Origin of the sequence: Lacimicrobium sp. SS2-24, assembly GCF_002201535.1 — a bacterium.
In the GTDB taxonomy this organism is placed as follows: Bacteria; Pseudomonadota; Gammaproteobacteria; order Enterobacterales; family Alteromonadaceae; genus Lacimicrobium.
This window is the reverse complement of sequence record NZ_NIWW01000010.1, coordinates 1-18,238: the sequence shown is the minus strand read 5'-3', so window position 1 is coordinate 18,238 and position 18,238 is coordinate 1. Positions and strand designations below refer to the sequence as shown.

The window sequence follows — 18,238 nt, the reverse complement described above, 5'->3', positions numbered from 1 at the left end:
TATGAAAAACAGTAAAGGTTTTACCTTAATCGAAGTGCTGGTAGCGGCACTGATCATCATGCTGGGTGTAACCGGATACGTTACATTGCAGAGTGTCTATATCAAATCTGATGCGAAAACCAATCAGCGATCGGTCGCCATGCAATTAGCCCAGGAGAAGCTGGAAGAGTTACGCAGTTTTACTGCTATTCAGGCGGCTCCCGGTGAGTTTGCCTTTGCTGACATTGCGGATAATGCCGGTGGCACTATCGCCTCTGGTGATGTGGACGTTTCACTTACCGAAGATGCCGATCGGGTGTATACCTTCAACCGTACCTGGGATGTGACATCGCAATATTATGTTGATACGGATGCCGATGGACAACCTGATAGTTGGCTTAATAGCGGCGATGCGAACTTGCCTGCTGTATTGCCTCCCTGGCCTGCTCAAAAGCAAGTGACTGTGACAGTTACCTGGTCTGACCCACAGGGTGAGAGCCATTCCGTCGCCTTGCAAGCCAGCCTGGCACCAGTAACACAGGCGGCCAGTTATCAGGCTATCAATGAGTCGGACAATGCTAAGGCTTCTCCGACCGTAAGCTATACACCAGGTCTGGCGCCAGATGTTATTGCTTACGATTTGGGCGATAACCAGAAAGTGGAAACCAGTAAACCGGTGCCCGAAGTGACCAAGCAAGGTGACAATACCCAGGTGCAATTTGAAACGGTCAAGTATATCGAGTTACCTGATGATGTGACCAAGCTGGAACAGGAAGATTTTCTGACCGTTGACTGCGAATGTAAGATTGCCGGCACCGGCAGTGGTGCCACACCGCATATGACCATTCTGGTGGATGGCGAGTTGATGGTGCAGCCTGGCGAGATGATCAGCAAGACAACGGGCGTGCCGGCTTCGGACAAACAGCCGGCGCTGTGCACTCAATGTTGTCGGGATCATCATGACACCGTCACCATGGTGTCTAATGAGGAGCACTATCGGGCAGAAGATGGTGCTCCACATAAACATTACCTGAACGACGGTGCAGGTAACTTTTCATTGGCGTCCTCAGTAGGGGATGCGTATAACGAAGCGTGCCGTTTCAAGCGGGTTAATGGGCTTTTTCAGCTGTACCCTGATTGGCAGTTGCTCGATATCATTGAATTTGATGACCAGTATTTATTCGGCGATGGCAAACTCAGCGCGTACACCAATTACACGGAGTCCCTCATAAGTAAGCGAATTCAGGGGCTTACCTCGCCGGCCAAGCCCGCAGACAGAGATATTACCGTTGCACCCGGTGCTTACCAGATGATCGCAAGAGGAGTGTATCTCGACAGAATGAAGTCAGAGCACAAACAGCAGGTGCTGGACAAGATAGCCGATGGCGATGAGAGCTGGAAAGCCATCACCCCGTTTTATGATATTAACCTGACATTGCTGGCAAACTGGTCAACTCAGGTGCCGGAAGTGGCCTCAATTACGCAGGAAACCATCCAGACACTGGTTGACCCGGCAAATAATTATTATGGTACCTATAGCCGCGGAAGACTGGAGGCATTGAGTCAGGGGACGTCAACCGTCGCCGTTAATGCATATCCTCATAATGCGGGTATTACGGGAGGTAAAGCTCTGTCTCCGGTGGAATACAGCGGCGTAATTATCGACAATAGCGTCACTGTTGAGGTGGATCCGAAAACGGCGATAGAGAAATACTGGGGCATTATCGGTGACATTAACTGTACCCTGGTCGTAGGAGGCGCGACCCAGGCCTGCGAATTAAACAATAACAAAAAAGCCGATTATGTTGACCTGGCCACTATGCAGATTACCGCCTCACCGGAACATTTTGCCTGTACCATCACCATACCCAAAGGTAATGCCACACCTTTCTTCAGTTGTGATGATGTGTCTGAGAAATGGACAGGAAGCCTGACCTTTACCTTCTCCAAACCCGATTATGGGGTAACCATGCAGATACAGTATCCGGATAACAGTGTGGTAGAGAGCAACCAGTTGACCTTAAGTGAAGGTCTGTCCGCCACCTCAAACAGGGAATACAACCTGATATTGACACTGACTAAATAATGTCCCTTGCCAGCAGCGATAATTTTGTCGCTGCTGGCCATTTATTTGCTCTTATTTCCCGCCCATTGCTCCTCTTTTACATCAAAGTATTCGCTTGCCAATCAGGCTTTAAACGTCCGTACGGAAAATTTATTCATTTCAATGGCGGTGCGTTGAAGAAAGAGCAGCAAAACAAGGCATAATTTTTTATCATAGCTAACCGGACAGAGAGTAAGGCAATGAGAATATGAATGCACAGGCAATTATTGAGGACATGCGGGTACTCCCGCAAATTGATGTGAATTTTGAAATTACCCGACGGGTGAATTTTATTAAACAGCATTTACGCCACTCCGGTCTGGATACCCTGGTGCTGGGCATAAGTGGAGGCATCGACTCCTGTACCCTGGGGCGCCTGGCTCAGCTGGCTGTTGATGAACTAAATCAGGAACACCACGAACATTATCGTTTTGTTGCAGTGCGTTTACCGTATTCGGTGCAGGCTGACGAGCAGGATGCCCAGGCGAGCATCGACTTTATTCAGCCTTCAGCGTCGGTTTCAGTGAATGTACAGCCGGGGGTGGATGCCATTCATCAGCAGACGACTGCTGCTCTTGATGGTGCCGGACTGCTTACTCAGGATATGAGTAAACAGGATTTTGTGAAGGGAAATGTAAAAGCCAGAACACGCATGGTAGTGCAATACGAAATTGCCGGGATGCTTGATGGCCTGGTGTTGGGTACCGATCACTCTGCTGAAAACATCACCGGGTTTTATACTAAATTCGGCGATGGCGCCTGCGATCTTGCGCCCTTGTTTGGCCTGAGTAAGCGCCAGGTACGCCAGGTGGCTGAGCATTTAGGTGCACCAGCCCACATTATTAATAAAGCCCCCACGGCGGATTTGGAGTCGCTCAGCCCGCAAAAAGCCGATGAAGAGGCGTTGGGTCTGACGTATGATGAAATTGATGATTTTCTTGAAGGCAAGCCTGTCGCCCCGCAAGTAGCAGAGAAGCTGGTTTATATTTATCAGCGTACGCAGCATAAGCGGCAGCCCATACCAACAATTTACGATTAGCCTGTAGAACCTAAGGAGTTTTTGTGAAAAAGATTGAAGCGATTATCAAGCCTTTCAAAATGGATGATGTACGAGAAGCCTTGGCCGATGTCGGGGTGACAGGCATGACCGTGACAGAAGTGAAGGGGTTTGGTCGTCAGAAAGGACATACCGAGTTGTATCGTGGAGCGGAATACCAGGTCGATTTTCTGCCTAAGATAAAAATTGATCTGGTACTACCCGATGAGCAAGCAGAACGGGCCATAGAGGCCATTATGCAAACGGCGAAAACAGGTAAAATTGGCGACGGTAAGATCTTTGTGTATGAGGTTGAGCGGGTGGTGCGTATTCGCACCGGCGAGGAAAATGAAGATGCCGTCTGATCAGACGGCATCCTGACAGCTTTTTAACGGCTGAGACTTGTCAAAATAGATGGAAATTTCAGCCACCGTGACACCAAATTTTTTCAGGTAGGAACGGTTCATAAGCCGGTGCTGGTCGAGACGATATAGCCAGTCATCCACTGCAAGTTCATACACGGTGCCATCAACGGGAACCTCCAATACATAATGCCAGTTAAAGGCATGACCGTTCACTTGCCCTGATGCCTCACCGATCACGTCATTCGCGGTTCCGGTAACGCGTCCATCAGGCGCCACAGTCAAGTTCCAGATGCGCACCTGCTCTTCACCATCATTAAAATAAAAGGTTTCATGTAACTGGCCCTGATTCTCATCCCAGCTGCCGACGATGTCGACACAAAAATGCCGGGTCATGACCCCGCTATAGTCCTCAACAATGCCCCAGGCGGTAATTTCACCATTGAAATACTCTGACAGGTTGAAAGCAGGTTTGGTGTTGGCGTAGTCATCCAGTGATGCAGAACACGCGGTGAGAAATACCACCACAAATAGACTGAGAAATTTCATTTATCGCTCCTTTTTATCAGCTTTTCTCTGAGCTTTGGATACTCGGTATCAGGTGAGAGCCAAATGTTGAGGAAGGCCGCACAAAATTCAGGACTGTCTATATTTCCAAGCGCTTGTTGGTTGTAATAAAAGGTCCCCGTTTGCTGCGGGTTGACCCGAAAAATCAGCTGGTCGCCTTTGCTGATATCCGGCCAGAGTTGGTTTACCTGCTCCAGCCATGGTGCGATTTGTTGTTGCGAATAGCCGAGCTTCTGCCATTGTTCGGCGGTGGCCTCGACCAGGTCACCGGCACTAATGTCCCTCAGATAATCAATTTTTAACGCAACAGGATAGCGCCCGGGCGCATACTCTCCCGAGTCGGTATAGAGGCTGGAGTGATAAACATCCCAAAACCATACTTCCAGTTTGGCTTCGCCGACCTTCTGCAAATCTTGTAATACAGCGCCCTGCACGGCGTGACTCCCCCATACATATACCAGAAGTAACACGGTTATCAGTCGTTGATGCCTCATACCTGCACCTCTTTGGGCCGATGTTCAAGCCGGTTAGTGATTGATACAAATAATGGAAACAGGATTGCCCAGAGCGCTGACAATAACATCAGGGTGTGAAGTAGTGGCAAGCCAAAGTCCACGGCTCCCAAACGATGGCCGGCGTAGTAGCTGAGTGGCCCTGCTATGGCGCCAGCAGTTGCGGCCAGGTAGGGCCTTGGCAGAAAAAAGGCCATACCATGTCGCAATGTCGCGACAAAGGCTACCCATAACCCCATCAACCAGAATGGAATAAGTAGGCCGACCTGTGCACTGAAAACAAACACAGAAAAGTAGGTAAGGAGACTGTCAACCACTATCCCTACAGGCGCGCACAGGATAACCAGTAACAGCTCCTTACGACGGTCACGCAACAAAGCAAAGTGCACCGCTATCAGCATGACCAGCACCAGCAGTGCCTGATGGCCGGCTAATATCGCCGTGAACCAGAAAACCTGAAACCAAATCAGGTTAAAAACAGGATTAGAGGCGATGAACGGCATCGCGGAATCCTTGTCGGCTGGTCAGTAACTGAACGGCACTGATGGTGCGCTCAAGAAAGCCGCCTTCACAATAGCTGAAATAGAAGCGCCACAGACGCATAAAGCGCTCGTCATAGCCCAGCGGCACCAGCTCATCACTGTTTTGTAAAAAGCGTTGGTGCCAATCATTCAGGGTTTGCGCATAATGCAGGCCGATATCGTGGCAGTCGCGGATAACCATATCGGTTTTCTTGGCAATGTGTTCACTGAGCAGGTGCAGTGATGGTAGAAACCCGCCGGGAAAAATATGATGCTGAATAAAATCCTGACTCTTGCTGTAGGTTTCAAAACGGGGTTCGCTGATGGTAATGGCCTGCAACAACATCAGACCACCGGGTTTGAGCAGGCTATTACATTTTTTGAAAAACACCGGGAGGTATTCCTGACCGACCGCTTCAATCATCTCTATTGAAACCAGTTTATCGTACTGACCTTGCAGATCCCTGTAGTCTTGCTTTAACAGTTGAATGTGCTCCTGTAAGCCCCGTTTATTAATCTCGGCCTCGGCATAGCGGAATTGTTCCTCTGAAATTGTCGTGGTGGTCACCCGACAGCCATATTCCTGAGCTGCAAAGGTGGCAAGCCCGCCCCAGCCGGTACCAATTTCGAGCAAATGATCCTGCTGAGACAGTTTTAATTTTTCACAGATTTGCCGCAGTTTGTTTTGCTGAGCCTCGGCCAGAGATGCCTGCTGTTGTGGATAGATGGCAGATGAATACATCATGCTGTCGTCCAGAAAACGTCGGTAGAGATCGTTGCCGAGATCGTAATGAGCGGCAATGTTCTTTTTGGAACCGGTTTTGGAGTTCTTACGCTGAAACTTTTTCAGCAGGTTAACGGGTTTGAGTAACCATCCCAGACGGGCTTCAAGTTCATCTAGCAACGGCATGTTTCGGGCGAACAGACGAATTACCGAAGTAATGTCCGGTGTCTGCCACAACCCATCAACAAAGGTTTCCCCTGACGCAACACTGCCGCCGAGCAGGATGCGGGGATAAAAGTCAGGATGTTGTACATCGATTTCTGCTTTAATGTCGCTGTCCTGTTGTCCAAAGCGTTCCACTAACACCCCACGCTCTTTGAGAACAAGGTGGCCCTCTGGCAACTTATTCAACAGGCTTATCAGGCTGGTTCTGGCCAGTTTGCTCCACCAGTTTGCCTGGGCTGATTGATTCAGTAATTGTTCGCCGGATTGCATTATTGCTCCTTGTCCTTCGCAGTGTGGCTGTATACGGGCACGCCTTTGATAAACAGTTTCAGGGCATGCCAATAAATACCTGCCAGAGTTTTTAATGTCATAGTGCTTAACATTACGCGAAACAGGGTCTTTGAGTTCAAAGATTTTTTGCGTAAACGGATCCCGGCATCAAAATGACGCTGGTCTGTATCGCAGCGAATACTCAGATTCAACACCTCATCAGGTTGTGTAACCTGCCAATGGTAGTGCATCTCCATGGGATTAAAGGGAGAAACATGGAAGGCTTTTTCTGTCGTCTGCGGGTTGTTTAAATCCACCAGATAACAATGTCGCTCGTTCCAGGGAGTATTGCTGACTTCAGCTAAAAGATGACTGAAGCTGCCATCAGATTGCTGCAAATAATAGAAGTTGACCGGACTGAAATAGAGTCCGAATAAACGTAACTGGCCTAGCAGATAGACTTTACCCTCGAGTGTCTGACCGGCCAGAGCCGACATCTTATTCAACGCCTCCTGATGTAAGGGCTGAGAGGGATCACTCAGATAATCAGAGCGTCGAAAGGTCACCGGGGCCCACTTTTTGACAGACAGGCCGCGAACCGTTTCAAGATCATCCTGCTCCTGCAGGTCCAGCCAAAAAAGATGAATAAAGTAGGAAAAGCTATGTTTTTTCGGGCGATGCCGATGATGCCAGACCGTACCGCTATAAATAGCACTTGCCATTAAAGTGTCGCTCCAAATCGCTGACACACATCCAGGGCACTGCGCACACCGTCTTCATGAAAGCCGTTATACCAATAGGCACCACAAAAATGTAAACCGGATACTCCGCATATCTCCTCGCGTCTGGCTCTGGCCTCAACACCTTTGAGATCAAATTGCGGGTGACTGTATGTAAAACGGCGCAGAATTTTTTGGGGATCGATGTCTGCAGAATTATTCAACGTCACGCAAAAGGTTGTGTCAGACGTTAGTCGCTGCAATATGTTCATATTGTAGGTAACGGAAGCAGGAAGCGTCGTGTCTGAGTTTGTCTTGAGCAGGTAGTTCCAGCTCGCCCAGGCCAGCTTACGCGACGGCAGCAGGCGGGTGTCAGTATGCAGTACGACGTCATTACTGGCATAGGGAAGTGCGCTCAGAATAGCCTGTTGATTTTCGCTGGGCGCATCAAGCATTGCCAGAGCCTGATCACTGTGACATGCAAAGATAACCTCGTCATACATTGCATCAGGCTGATTGTCTGCACTGATCATATAGCCATCGTTATGACGTGAAACCCGTTTGACCGGACTGTTGAGTTTAATGCGTTGCTCGAAACCGCTGATCATGGGAGCGATATAAGATCGTGAGCCGCCTATCAGCGTATACCACTGTGGGCGGTGATTTACATTCAACAAACCGTGGTTATTGAAAAACTGCAGGAAAAAACGCATCGGGAATTGTCCGGCATCGTCGAGGCTGGCCGACCAGATGGCTGCGCACATTGGCAGGATGTAGTTACGAGAAAACGCCTCACTAAATCCGTGTTGTTCCAGAAAGTCACCTAGCGTATGGGCAGTGATATCCGACTCATGCTCCAATACCTGCTTACAGGTTTTGTTAAATCTGAGAATCTCGCCTAAAAAGCGATAAAAACGCGGTCTTAACAGGTTTCGGCGCTGTGCAAAGAGGCTATTAAGGTTATTACCGTTGTATTCCAGTCCTGAAGCCTGATTTTTGACGCTGAAGCTCATTTCTGTGGGTTGTCGCTGTACCTCCAATTTATCCATTAGTTGAATAAAGTTGGGATAGGTCCAGTCGTTGAACACGATAAAACCGGTATCGATGGCATATTCACGGCCATCGAGCTCAACATCCACAGTGTGGGTATGGCCGCCAATGTAATCCTCTGCTTCAAACAGGGTGATGTCGTGCTCTTTGTGCAGCAGGTGCCCGCATACCAGTCCTGAAATACCACTACCGATTATGGCAATACGTTTTCCCATTACATTTTCATCCTTTTACATAATGCAACCCGTATTGAGTCCGGGAGTTTTCCCATTAAGCGAATCAGCAAGGAAAACACCAGGGGGAAGTAGATTTGTCTGTGGCCCTTCTCCAGTCCCTTTAACAGGGCCTCAGCCGCTTTTTGTGAGCTAATTTTCATTGGCATATCAAAATCATTTTTATCCGTTAACGGGGTTTCCACAAAACCGGGTGACACACTTTGCACAGTGATCCCCTTGCCAGCCAAATCCACCTCGAGACTTTTTGTCAGGTAATGCACGGCGGCTTTACTGGCACCGTAAGCCTGACTGCGTGTAAAGGGCAGTAGTCTGGCCAGACTATCAACAATGGCGATCTGGCTTCCCGACTTCAGATTTTTCAATAGTGGTTGCAGGCAGTTTACGACACCAAAAAAATTGGCATTGAAGACCCGCTCAAACAGGGCAGGCTGCCAGTCATCAATATCAACATATTCACAGGTACCGGCATTGAGAACGGCGATGTCAACGGAGCAATCGGACAGGGCCTGATGGCATGCGCTAGTGTCGGTGACATCAAAACACAGGGCTTGTATCGGTGGACCCACAGCCTCATCTTTCAAGCTTTCCAGCTTGTCCATACTGCGACCGCAGGCGATGACATGGTAGCCGTTGCGACTGGCCTCCAGCGCCAATGCTTTGCCAATACCGGAGCTGGCTCCGGTAATGAGAATACGTTTCACTGTTTTAACCTCCTTTTTATCCATTTAAGTGCACTGCCCAATAGGGGCAGGTGCTCATACAACATGGCGCCCATGTCATAATAATCCTGCTGAAACTGAATCTTTCGGTTCGCATCGAATCTGACTTCACTGCATCCATCGACACAGATAGGTTGTCCGCTTTTTATCTTGGGGTGGCTGAACGTCATGGTCCAGGTTACGAACCCGCCGTTATCCTTCAGTTGTGCCATGTGGATAGCGAAGCGACAGTCATGACAGTTATCAAGCAAATTGGCAAAGTAGTCATGAAGGGCTGTGATACCCTGGTGTTCATCAACAGGGTCCACAAACCTGATATCTTCTGCGTAGACATCAGGCAGAGCATCGAGCGAGGCCAGGTGTAAATTTTCATAAAAAGCACGAAATTTTTTCAGCATTACGTCATTATCCTTTACGGGCTCCATCAATACGCCAGGTTGAAAAAACAGATCATAACGGTGTCCCGCTCTCCACTCTTTCATGTATTTCGATCCTTTTTACACCATTGGCGTAATCCTTTGTATCTTTAACCGATAAGAAGAGACCTTTGAACAGTCAACGTGTTGAACTCGCTCTATTCCCTTTGTCGGCTCACATACTAAGCGGTGGGCGCATGTCATTGCGTATCTTTGAACCACGTTACGTAAGAATGGTAAAAGAAGCATGCGCCGGCAAGCTGGAGTTTGGCATCTGCATGCTTAATCCCAAGGGCGACAAGGATACGAATGAGCACATCTATCCACTGGGAACCCATGTCAAGGTGATAGACTTTGATATGTTGGATCACGGTTTGCTGGGTGTGACAGTTGAGGGACTCGACTATTTTTGGATCGACGCCATTAGCAACGATGCAGACGGTCTTCGTATGGGTCAGTGTCATTGGCTGGATGCCTGGGATTATCATCTGCCTGAAGATGAAATAGAGCAAATGCGGCTGAAGCTAAAACAGATTTTTGAGCGTTTTCCCGATATCCGCAAGCTTTATCAGACTCCGCGATTCAATGATCCTCTATGGGTCATGTTCCGCTGGCTGGAGTTGGTGCCTGTTACGGCGTCACGCAAACAAGAGCTGCTACAACAAAAAGATTGCCGCAAAGTGCTGAGTTTTCTGACACAATTAGTTAATTGATCTTTTTTCTCTCGCCCCCGTATCTATATGAAAATGTGATCAAGGGTGACGGAACTATGCTAGTTGGGATTCAGTTGGAAGCCAGGCAACAACAGCGGCCCGCAGGGCCGGAGTTAGCAAACGAAATGTCAGTGCACCTGCAGACTGTTGCGAGTGAGCGGTGTAAGACGTCCTTTGCCAAGATTTTTCATTATTTTGCGCCTCGCGTACGTTCATACGCGCTCAAGCAAATGAAGAACGAAGCGCAGGCAATGGAGTTGGTTCAGGAGACGCTGGCAAATGTGTGGCAAAAAGCCCACTTGTTTAACGCCGAGAAAGGCTCTCCATCCACCTGGATATTTACCATCGCCAGGAACATTCGTTACGACATGCTGCGTAAACAGCAGAACAGGAAAGAAGATATTTGCTCGGAAGACATGTGGCCGGTGCTGACAGAACAGACGGCCTCTGCTTCAGAGGTAAGCCTTGATCACCAGGTTACGCTCGAACAGGTGGGGCAGCTTTTCGCTGAGCTACCGAAAAAGCAGAAAGCCGTCATTGAGGCGATTTACGTAGAAGGAAAGTCGCAGCAGGAAGTTGCAGACGAGCTTGGTATTCCGCTGGGTACAGTGAAATCAAGAACCCGTTTGGCATTGCAACGATTAAGAGAGATGTTAGGTCAAGATGATTAAACGACACCCCAACTCACAACAGTTATCAGAATTCGCTCAGGGTCAGTGTGATCCCGGTGTGGCGTTGATGATTTCTGCCCATGTTGATATGTGCCCCGGGTGCAAAAGAAACCTGGCTGCCGTTGAAGCAGAGCTGGCCAGAGAGGCCATGGCTGAGCGGGCAGAGGCTGACGTGTCAATGGACAATATGCTGGCCAATATTTTACAAATGCCAGCAGCATCATCCATTGAAATGCCGGTTAAGCGCCAGAAGCTGGAACTGGATGGTAAAGAGTTTACATTGCCGCGCAGTTTGCAGCGTTATGCCAGCAAGATTAACGGCTGGTCTCATGTGGCAGGCAAGCTATGGCAGGCTAAGGTTGACCTTGGTATCGATGGGCGGGCTGACTTCATTTACATGGAGAAAGGCGGCTCCGTGCCGGAGCACACGCACAGAGGGACAGAGCTTACACTGGTGCTCGATGGCGAGTTTTCCGACGGAACACACCATTATGACACTGGTGATTTCATTGTGCGCGATGGTCAACATGTACACACCCCCCATACCGATGCTGACGAAGGCTGCCTGGTGTTCAGTGTGCTGGATAAACCGCTGCACTTTACCTCAGGTATCGCAAGACTGCTGAATCCGTTTAGCCAGCTCTTTTTTAAGTAATAAGCAAACAAAAAACGCGCCATCAAGGCGCGTTTTTTTATCTCACTCTTTTTATTGAACTCATTCTTAGCCCATTAACTGGTATAGCGACTGTCCGGGAAATTAAGCCGCAACGTTCTTAGTGCGTTGTCCTTGAGTTCCGGCAGCTGAAGTTGCTCGTAGCACTCTACCATGATTTCCAGTGCCTGCTGCAGGTGCGGAGAATCTGGGTAGTTTTCCAGCACATACTTACCGCGATTGGCGGCCGCCACGTAGGCCTGACGTTTCATATAGTAGCTTGCAATGGCAAGCTCATAACGGGCCAGTCTGTCTTTAATAAACAACATCCGCTTTTGCGCATCGGCTGCATATTTACTGTCAGGGTATTTTTCAATCAGGCGGCGGAAATCATCAAAAGCTTCCCGGGCCTTGGAGGGATCACGGTCTGCCCTGTCGATACCCACAAAATCCTGGAAGACGTTGCGTCCGGCATCCATATTAACCAGACCACGCATGTATTGTGCGTAGTCCACATCCGAGTGGTTGGGATTCAGTCGCAAAAAGCGATCAATGTTTGCCAGTGCCTGGTCGGTATCTCTGATTTTGTAGTAGGAGTAGATTAAATCTAACTGAACCTGATGAGAAAGGGGACCGAATGGATATCTGGAGTCAAGCGCACTGAGGGTCTGCGCGGCAGCGTTAAAGTTGCCAGTTTGCATGTTTTCTTTGGCTTTGTCGTAGAGGGCATTCGGGCCCTGATTCGCCAGTGCAATGTCCTTGTCTTCTGGTGAACTTGAGCAAGCTGAAAGCAACAGACCAGCTGAAATGATTACTGCAATGGGGATAACTCTATTATTCATATCTCTCTTATATTCACTTTATGCGATGTTATCAATTGATTGAGCCTGCCAGCATAGACAGCCAGTTTTCTGATAAGTGCCCGAAGATGGCGATATTCTACCCGAGAGTCAACCCTGTTGCACGAAAACACTGAATACCAGGGGAGGTAAGATTATCACTGGGTCACCCAATAATGTTACACTCTCAACCTTTCAACACGCTGGGTTTATTGATGCATCAAACCATACAACTACAGGCAGAGGTGCCTGACCACCTGATCGGTAAAAGATTGGATCAGGTGCTGGCCGAATTGTTTTCCGACTACTCTCGGTCGCGTATTAAAGAGTGGATTCTGGCCGGTGCGGTGCAGGTCAACGGAACGGTGATTGATAAGCCAAGAGAAAAGTTGCTGGGCGGTGAAGAGGTACACATCGCTGCGTCAATACAGGAACAACAACAACACGAGGCTGAAGCGATAACCCTCGACATCCAGTTCGAAGACGAGCATATACTGGTCATTAATAAGCCAGCCGGTCTGGTCGTACATCCTGGCGCAGGAAATCAGAGCGGGACGCTGCTCAATGCGCTGCTCAATCATGTCCCTGATATCGGTTCTGTCCCCCGTGCGGGCATTGTTCACCGGCTCGACAAGGACACCACCGGTCTGATGGTGGTGGCAAAGACCGTGCCCGCTCAGACCCATTTAGTGGCGCAATTGCAGGCAAGAGAAATCAGCCGTGAATATGAGGCTGTCGTCAATGGAACGATGGTAGCCGGTGGCAGTATCGATGAGCCCATTGGTCGGCATGAGAGCAAGCGCACCAGTATGGCTGTCAGGGCAATGGGTAAACCCGCAGTAACGCATTATCGGGTCAAACAAAAGTTTCGGGCACACACTCACCTGAGGCTGAAACTGGAAACCGGCCGTACCCATCAGATCCGGGTGCATATGGCCCATTTACATCATCCTATTGTGGGTGACCCGTTGTATGGCGGACGACCACGACCACCTAAGGCAGCCAGTGAGGCCCTTCGACAGTTTTTACGTGACTTCAGGCGTCAGGCCCTGCACGCCGCGCAGCTTGAGCTGGCTCATCCGGTTACCGGAGAATGGTTAAGCTGGCAGGCGCCACTTCCCCAGGATATGCAGTCACTGTTGGCCATATTGCATCAAGATAGTCAGGAACATGATCACGACTGAATCGCCACATCTGATTATTCCTGACTGGCCTGCTCCGGCGAATGTCAGGGCAGTGAGCACCACCCGCGAGTGTGGCTTCAGCCAGGCACCTTACCGCAGTTTTAATCTGGCTTTACATGTGGGAGATAAGCCTGAGAGGGTTCTGCGCAACCGTCAGATGTTGCCGGCTTCACAACAGATCATCTGGTTGTCTCAGGTACATGGCAATGACGTGGTGACACTGGAACCCGGCAGCAAGCAGCAGCAAAAAGCGGATGCATCCATCACCACCGTGCCCGGAGTAAGTTGTGCGGTGATGACAGCAGATTGTCTTGCGGTATTGTTTTGCCATAAGCAGGGTAAAGCCGTCGCTGCGGCACATGCGGGTTGGCGTGGGCTGGCGTCCGGTGTGTTAGAGAATACGCTCAAGCGTTTGCCCGGTAGCAGTGGGGATTATCTGGTGTGGCTGGGGCCCGCCATAGGCCAAAAAGCATTTGAAGTCGGCGCCGAAGTCAAAAAGGCGTTTCCAGAATCACCTTCTGCCTTTGTAAAAACATCCGGTGAGGGGAAATATCTGGCTGATATTTACACGATAGCCAGCGAGAGACTCAGGCGCGCAGGTGTCGCCGCCATTTTCGGCAAAGAGCAATGTACGTTTTCAAACCCGGCAAAGTTCTTCTCCTATCGAAGAGAGGGCATAACGGGACGTATGGCCAGTCTCATATGGCTGACGGACAGCGCCGCCGAAGTATAAATTCTGCTACATGCACTATCACCTGATGTTTTGTAGCGCAGATCTGAAAGTCAGTTGCTGTCTCCAGAGCAGACAGATTAGCGTCCTAATCCTGTGCAATCGCATCGTCTTACGAAGGCTTGATCCAGAGCAAAGGATCGTCCTCCTATTCCTCCTTTGATCTTGAATACTGACCAAAAAGCACCCATAACATAATCAATTCAGTTTGTCAGGTAGGTGCAAAAATGCGTTTAGATAAAATGACCAGCAAGTTTCAACTTGCCATATCCGATGCCCAGTCATTAGCACTGGGCCGGGATCATCAATATATTGAGCCGGCGCATCTGATGATGGCGTTACTCAATCAGGAAGGAGGCTCTGTCAAGCCATTGATGGAGCAGGCCGGGGTAAACAGTAATGCCTTGCGTTCGGCGCTTTCTGAGATTATTGAGCGACTGCCTCAGGTGCAGGGAGTCGGCGGTGATGTGCAATTGGGTAAAGACACGGCGGTGTTGCTCAATCTATGCGACAAAATCGCTCAGAAGCGTAAAGATGACTACATTACCTCAGAAATATTTGTACTTGCCGCCATGCAGGACAAAGGCAAACTGGGGGATACCCTGCGACAGCTTGGCTTAACCGAAGAGAAGGTTGAAAAGGCCATTACCAAACTGCGCGGAGGACAAAAAGTTACCGATCCTAATGCCGAGGATGTCAGACAGGCACTGGAGAAATTCACCACTGATCTGACTGAGCGTGCAGAACAGGGAAAACTGGATCCGGTTATTGGCCGGGATGATGAGATTCGTCGCACCATTCAGGTGCTGCAGCGCCGCACCAAAAATAATCCGGTACTCATTGGTGAGCCGGGTGTGGGTAAAACCGCCATTGTTGAAGGACTGGCGCAGCGCATTGTTAACGGCGAAGTGCCCGAAGGCTTAAAAGATAAAAAGGTCCTCAGTCTGGATATGGGCTCACTGGTGGCCGGTGCAAAATATCGTGGAGAATTTGAAGAGCGCCTGAAAGCGGTTTTGAATGAACTGTCCAAGGAAGAGGGGCGGGTGATCCTCTTTATTGATGAGTTACACACCATGGTCGGAGCCGGTAAAGGCGAAGGTGCCATGGATGCAGGTAATATGCTCAAACCTGCCTTATCCCGTGGCGAGTTGCACTGTGTGGGAGCCACCACGCTGGATGAATACCGGCAGTATATTGAGAAAGATGCCGCGCTGGAGCGTCGCTTCCAAAAAGTGCTGGTGGATCAGCCGAATGTTGAAGATACCATCGCTATTTTGCGAGGGCTTAAAGAGCGCTATGAATTGCACCACTCGGTGAATATTACCGACCCCGCTATTGTTGCTGCTGCAGCACTGTCGCATCGGTATATCAGTGACCGTCAGCTGCCGGACAAGGCCATCGACCTTATTGATGAGGCAGCTTCAAGCATTCGTTTGCAGATTGACTCTAAACCGGAAGAAATGGATCGACTGGAGCGTCGTATCATTCAGCTTAAACTGGAGGAGCAGGCGCTGAGCAAAGAAACCGATGATGCCAGCCATAAACGTTTGGAGCTGATTGAGCAGGAAAGGGAGCAGCTCGAGTTGAAGTTTAAAGAACTCGAAGAAGTCTGGAATACCGAAAAATCGGCCATGCAAGGTACACAACATATCAAGTCTGAGCTTGAGCAGGCCAAACTGGATTTAGAAATCGCACGCCGGGCTGGCGATCTGAGCAGAATGTCTGAACTTCAGTATGGACGTATTCCTGAGCTGGAACGACGCCTGGAGAAGGCCGATGAGGCACAGGGACAAGAAACTACGTTACTGAAGAATAAAGTGACAGAAACTGAGATAGCAGATGTTTTATCGCGCTGGACAGGTATTCCTGTGGCAAAAATGTTAGAAGGCGAGCGGGATAAATTGTTACGTATGGAAGAGGCCTTGCATGCACGGGTGGTGGGGCAGTCAGAAGCGGTGACTTCAGTTTCGAATGCGATTCGCCGCTCCAGAGCCGGGCTGTCTGATCCTAATCGGCCTATCGGCTCCTTTCTGTTCCTCGGTCCTACCGGGGTAGGTAAAACTGAGTTGTGTAAGGCATTGGCAGAGTTTCTGTTTGACAGTTCTGATGCCATGGTGCGTATCGATATGTCAGAGTTTATGGAGAAACACTCTGTTTCCCGGCTGGTGGGCGCCCCTCCTGGTTACGTGGGCTACGACGAAGGGGGGTATTTAACTGAAGCGGTAAGGCGCAAACCTTACTCTGTTATTTTGCTGGATGAGGTTGAGAAAGCGCACCCTGATGTGTTCAATATCTTGTTGCAGGTATTAGATGATGGACGCCTGACCGATGGTCAGGGGCGCACGGTGGACTTTAAGAACACCGTGGTGATCATGACATCTAACCTGGGCTCCGATATTATCCAGGATAAGCATCAGGAAAGTCAGTATGACGAGATGAAGTCGATGGTGATGAATGTGGTTAGCCAACAATTCAGACCTGAGTTTATAAACCGGATTGACGATACCGTGGTCTTCCATCCATTGGGTCATGAACAAATCAAGAAAATTGCTGATATTCAGTTGGCTTCCCTTAAAGCCAGGTTGGCTGAAAAAGGCTATGGTCTTGAACTGACTCAGGCAGCCCTTGATAAATTGGCAGATGCCGGATTTGATCCTGTCTATGGCGCAAGACCGTTGAAAAGAGCCATACAGCATCAGCTTGAAAATCCATTGGCCCAGCAGCTGCTCTCTGGCTCTTTACCTCCGGAGTCGGTGATACACGTGGATGCCGATGCCAGTGGTTTAATTTTCACCTAAGGCAATATGAAAAGCCGCTGCCAGGCGGCTTTTTGCTGCTTACTCCTTGTTGTGGATAACAATTTCACAGTAAGAAAAGCCACTTTATGATATTGTGCACGACCGGTTAAGCGCACCGCGTGGTTTAAAAAGCAGACGTCGGCCCTGCATGGAAACGTCAGTGAAGGCGTGCAGGCTTTGCAACGGTGGTGCGCTTTAAAACAGCCAGAACGAAGGGGCTGTTACGTGAACACGTCAAGCCAGGTCCGAAGTGCGTTTGAGGCGCTCAGGATGTTGAGTTAAGCCCAACGTTGTAAATTTTGCCTAGCCTGTATCATGTTGAACACTCGTTCTTTTTGTTTTGAAACTATATGGCGCTCTCGGAGGATTCAATGCCAGAAAGCAAACGTAAAGGTATCTATCTGTTACCTAATTTATTGACAACCGGAGGCCTGTTCTCTGGTTTCTATGCGGTGGTCTCTGCCATGAATGGTCATTTTGAAGCTGCAGCCATCGCTATCTTCGTGGCCATGTTATTTGACGGCCTCGATGGCCGGGTGGCGAGAATGACTAATACACAAAGTGACTTTGGTGCCGAATATGATTCCATGGCAGACATGGTGTCGTTTGGTATTGCGCCAGCACTGGTTTCTTATACCTGGGGCTTGACTGAACTGGGCAAGCTGGGATGGTTGGCTGCCTTTATCTATGTAGCCGGCGCCGCATTGAGACTGGCCCGATTCAATACCCAGATTGGTACCGCTGATAAACGTTACTTCCAGGGTTTGGCAAGTCCGGCGGCTGCGGCTTTAGTGGCAGGTCTGGTATGGGTTGGAGTGGATTACGACATATCCGGTGAGGATTATGGGCTGTTGGTGGCACTGTTAACTGCAGCAGCAGGGTTACTGATGATCAGCAACTTCAAGTACAACTCGTTCAAAGAAGTGAACTGGCACGGCAAGGTACCCTTTGTGGCACTGTTGGTGGTGATGCTGGTTTTCGTGGTGGTTGCCACCGCGCCTTCTTTAGTACTGTTTATTGCGTTTCTGCTGTACACCATCGCAGGACCGGTCAATACCTTCCGCAGTGTGGACAAGGTGAAGCTGGAACACGTGGTAGGTGACACCGATGATAATCACGATGCCGACTTTGATTCGGATGCCCCGGGCGAAGACAAACCGGATGGTAAACAGGAGAAATAAGTCATGGTTGCTGCAAAAATGAGCGTTTAG

At 49.5% G+C, this 18,238-nt stretch carries 20 protein-coding genes; 11 read left to right on the top strand and 9 right to left on the bottom strand.

The features are described from left to right. Position 1: 1 nt before the first annotated feature. Genes CCY32_RS15050 through CCY32_RS15035 form a run of 4 tightly spaced genes read left to right on the top strand, consistent with a single transcriptional unit; the run spans position 2 to position 3,484 of the window. Positions 2-2,065 carry a prepilin-type N-terminal cleavage/methylation domain-containing protein gene (locus CCY32_RS15050; RefSeq protein ID WP_168171540.1) on the top strand — a complete coding sequence of 688 codons (2,064 nt, stop codon included), beginning with the start codon at positions 2-4 and terminating at the stop codon, positions 2,063-2,065. Further along, positions 2,065-2,247: a hypothetical protein gene (locus tag CCY32_RS15045; protein WP_088332146.1), complete on the top strand. Its 183-nt coding sequence runs from the start codon at positions 2,065-2,067 to the stop codon at positions 2,245-2,247. The genes CCY32_RS15050 and CCY32_RS15045 overlap by 1 nt, the downstream gene beginning before the upstream one ends. A gap of 44 nt (positions 2,248-2,291) precedes the next feature. Further along, entirely contained in the window at positions 2,292-3,122 is an 831-nt protein-coding gene (gene nadE, locus CCY32_RS15040; RefSeq protein ID WP_088332144.1) for an ammonia-dependent NAD(+) synthetase, read from the top strand. A 23-nt stretch (positions 3,123-3,145) separates the two neighbouring features. Continuing rightward, complete coding sequence (locus tag CCY32_RS15035) at positions 3,146-3,484, top strand: P-II family nitrogen regulator (protein WP_088332142.1); 339 nt, start codon at positions 3,146-3,148, stop codon at positions 3,482-3,484. Here the strand turns inward: CCY32_RS15035 and CCY32_RS15030 are convergent, their stop codons facing one another. Genes CCY32_RS15030 through CCY32_RS14995 form a run of 8 tightly spaced genes read right to left on the bottom strand, consistent with a single transcriptional unit; the run spans position 3,485 to position 9,506 of the window. Beyond that, positions 3,485-4,030: a DUF3833 domain-containing protein gene (locus CCY32_RS15030; RefSeq protein ID WP_088332140.1), complete on the bottom strand. Its 546-nt coding sequence runs from the start codon at positions 4,028-4,030 to the stop codon at positions 3,485-3,487. Continuing rightward, positions 4,027-4,542: a chalcone isomerase family protein gene (locus CCY32_RS15025; protein WP_088332138.1), complete on the bottom strand. Its 516-nt coding sequence runs from the start codon at positions 4,540-4,542 to the stop codon at positions 4,027-4,029. Before CCY32_RS15025 ends, CCY32_RS15030 begins: the two co-directional genes overlap by 4 nt. After that, complete coding sequence (locus tag CCY32_RS15020; protein WP_088332136.1) at positions 4,539-5,063, bottom strand: DUF2878 domain-containing protein; 525 nt, start codon at positions 5,061-5,063, stop codon at positions 4,539-4,541. Before CCY32_RS15020 ends, CCY32_RS15025 begins: the two co-directional genes overlap by 4 nt. Continuing rightward, on the bottom strand, positions 5,044-6,300 hold the full coding sequence (locus CCY32_RS15015) for a cyclopropane-fatty-acyl-phospholipid synthase family protein (protein ID WP_088332134.1): 1,257 nt from the start codon (positions 6,298-6,300) through the stop codon (positions 5,044-5,046). Before CCY32_RS15015 ends, CCY32_RS15020 begins: the two co-directional genes overlap by 20 nt. Further along, complete coding sequence (locus CCY32_RS15010) at positions 6,300-7,022, bottom strand: DUF1365 domain-containing protein (protein ID WP_088332132.1); 723 nt, start codon at positions 7,020-7,022, stop codon at positions 6,300-6,302. Before CCY32_RS15010 ends, CCY32_RS15015 begins: the two co-directional genes overlap by 1 nt. Then, the gene (locus CCY32_RS15005; RefSeq protein WP_088332130.1) at positions 7,022-8,284 is read right to left on the bottom strand and encodes an FAD-dependent oxidoreductase; all 1,263 of its coding nucleotides are present in this window, start codon (positions 8,282-8,284) and stop codon (positions 7,022-7,024) included. Before CCY32_RS15005 ends, CCY32_RS15010 begins: the two co-directional genes overlap by 1 nt. Then, a complete protein-coding gene (locus CCY32_RS15000) occupies positions 8,284-9,006 on the bottom strand; it encodes an SDR family NAD(P)-dependent oxidoreductase (protein WP_088332128.1) in 723 nt (240 codons plus the stop codon). The genes CCY32_RS15005 and CCY32_RS15000 overlap by 1 nt, the downstream gene beginning before the upstream one ends. Then, positions 9,003-9,506: a nuclear transport factor 2 family protein gene (locus tag CCY32_RS14995; RefSeq protein WP_088332126.1), complete on the bottom strand. Its 504-nt coding sequence runs from the start codon at positions 9,504-9,506 to the stop codon at positions 9,003-9,005. The genes CCY32_RS15000 and CCY32_RS14995 overlap by 4 nt, the downstream gene beginning before the upstream one ends. A 65-nt stretch (positions 9,507-9,571) precedes the next feature. Between CCY32_RS14995 and CCY32_RS14990 the strand changes: the two genes are divergently transcribed. Genes CCY32_RS14990 through CCY32_RS14980 form a run of 3 tightly spaced genes read left to right on the top strand, consistent with a single transcriptional unit; the run spans position 9,572 to position 11,479 of the window. Then, the gene (locus CCY32_RS14990) at positions 9,572-10,153 is read left to right on the top strand and encodes an LON peptidase substrate-binding domain-containing protein (RefSeq protein WP_088332124.1); all 582 of its coding nucleotides are present in this window, start codon (positions 9,572-9,574) and stop codon (positions 10,151-10,153) included. Positions 10,154-10,209: 56 nt separating this feature from the next. Next, a complete protein-coding gene (locus tag CCY32_RS14985) occupies positions 10,210-10,824 on the top strand; it encodes a sigma-70 family RNA polymerase sigma factor (RefSeq protein ID WP_088332348.1) in 615 nt (204 codons plus the stop codon). Further along, positions 10,817-11,479, top strand: a complete 663-nt coding sequence (locus CCY32_RS14980; protein ID WP_088332122.1) for a ChrR family anti-sigma-E factor — start codon at positions 10,817-10,819, stop codon at positions 11,477-11,479. Before CCY32_RS14985 ends, CCY32_RS14980 begins: the two co-directional genes overlap by 8 nt. 74 nt (positions 11,480-11,553) lie before the next feature. On the opposite strand, the gene CCY32_RS14975 is transcribed toward CCY32_RS14980, so the two are convergent. Beyond that, positions 11,554-12,318: an outer membrane protein assembly factor BamD gene (locus tag CCY32_RS14975; RefSeq protein ID WP_088332120.1), complete on the bottom strand. Its 765-nt coding sequence runs from the start codon at positions 12,316-12,318 to the stop codon at positions 11,554-11,556. Positions 12,319-12,530: 212 nt separating this feature from the next. Here CCY32_RS14975 and rluD point away from each other — a divergent pair, with 212 nt between their 5' ends. From rluD to pssA, 4 genes are all read left to right on the top strand, one after another. After that, complete coding sequence (rluD, locus tag CCY32_RS14970) at positions 12,531-13,499, top strand: 23S rRNA pseudouridine(1911/1915/1917) synthase RluD (RefSeq protein WP_088332346.1); 969 nt, start codon at positions 12,531-12,533, stop codon at positions 13,497-13,499. After that, a complete protein-coding gene (pgeF, locus tag CCY32_RS14965; RefSeq protein ID WP_088332118.1) occupies positions 13,486-14,232 on the top strand; it encodes a peptidoglycan editing factor PgeF in 747 nt (248 codons plus the stop codon). Before rluD ends, pgeF begins: the two co-directional genes overlap by 14 nt. Before the next feature lie 224 nt (positions 14,233-14,456). Next, positions 14,457-17,027: an ATP-dependent chaperone ClpB gene (gene clpB, locus CCY32_RS14960; protein WP_088332116.1), complete on the top strand. Its 2,571-nt coding sequence runs from the start codon at positions 14,457-14,459 to the stop codon at positions 17,025-17,027. Positions 17,028-17,398: 371 nt separating this feature from the next. After that, positions 17,399-18,208: a CDP-diacylglycerol--serine O-phosphatidyltransferase gene (pssA, locus tag CCY32_RS14955; RefSeq protein WP_088332114.1), complete on the top strand. Its 810-nt coding sequence runs from the start codon at positions 17,399-17,401 to the stop codon at positions 18,206-18,208. Positions 18,209-18,238: the final 30 nt, after the last annotated feature.

Excerpts from the sequence above, each read along its gene's own strand:
- CCY32_RS14995 (WP_088332126.1), bottom strand. The coding sequence starts at position 9,506 with ATGAAAGAGTGGAGAGCGGGACACCGTTATGATCTGTTTTTTCAACCT.
- CCY32_RS15020 (WP_088332136.1), bottom strand. The coding sequence starts at position 5,063 with ATGCCGTTCATCGCCTCTAATCCTGTTTTTAACCTGATTTGGTTTCAG.
- CCY32_RS15045 (WP_088332146.1), top strand. The coding sequence starts at position 2,065 with ATGTCCCTTGCCAGCAGCGATAATTTTGTCGCTGCTGGCCATTTATTT.
- CCY32_RS14975 (WP_088332120.1), bottom strand. The coding sequence starts at position 12,318 with ATGAATAATAGAGTTATCCCCATTGCAGTAATCATTTCAGCTGGTCTG.
- CCY32_RS15010 (WP_088332132.1), bottom strand. The coding sequence starts at position 7,022 with ATGGCAAGTGCTATTTATAGCGGTACGGTCTGGCATCATCGGCATCGC.
- CCY32_RS15050 (WP_168171540.1), top strand. The coding sequence starts at position 2 with ATGAAAAACAGTAAAGGTTTTACCTTAATCGAAGTGCTGGTAGCGGCA.
- nadE (WP_088332144.1), top strand. The coding sequence starts at position 2,292 with ATGAATGCACAGGCAATTATTGAGGACATGCGGGTACTCCCGCAAATT.
- CCY32_RS15005 (WP_088332130.1), bottom strand. The coding sequence starts at position 8,284 with ATGGGAAAACGTATTGCCATAATCGGTAGTGGTATTTCAGGACTGGTA.
- CCY32_RS15025 (WP_088332138.1), bottom strand. The coding sequence starts at position 4,542 with ATGAGGCATCAACGACTGATAACCGTGTTACTTCTGGTATATGTATGG.
- CCY32_RS14980 (WP_088332122.1), top strand. The coding sequence starts at position 10,817 with ATGATTAAACGACACCCCAACTCACAACAGTTATCAGAATTCGCTCAG.
- pssA (WP_088332114.1), top strand. The coding sequence starts at position 17,399 with ATGCCAGAAAGCAAACGTAAAGGTATCTATCTGTTACCTAATTTATTG.
- pgeF (WP_088332118.1), top strand. The coding sequence starts at position 13,486 with ATGATCACGACTGAATCGCCACATCTGATTATTCCTGACTGGCCTGCT.
- rluD (WP_088332346.1), top strand. The coding sequence starts at position 12,531 with ATGCATCAAACCATACAACTACAGGCAGAGGTGCCTGACCACCTGATC.
- CCY32_RS15030 (WP_088332140.1), bottom strand. The coding sequence starts at position 4,030 with ATGAAATTTCTCAGTCTATTTGTGGTGGTATTTCTCACCGCGTGTTCT.
- CCY32_RS14985 (WP_088332348.1), top strand. The coding sequence starts at position 10,210 with ATGCTAGTTGGGATTCAGTTGGAAGCCAGGCAACAACAGCGGCCCGCA.
- clpB (WP_088332116.1), top strand. The coding sequence starts at position 14,457 with ATGCGTTTAGATAAAATGACCAGCAAGTTTCAACTTGCCATATCCGAT.
- CCY32_RS15015 (WP_088332134.1), bottom strand. The coding sequence starts at position 6,300 with ATGCAATCCGGCGAACAATTACTGAATCAATCAGCCCAGGCAAACTGG.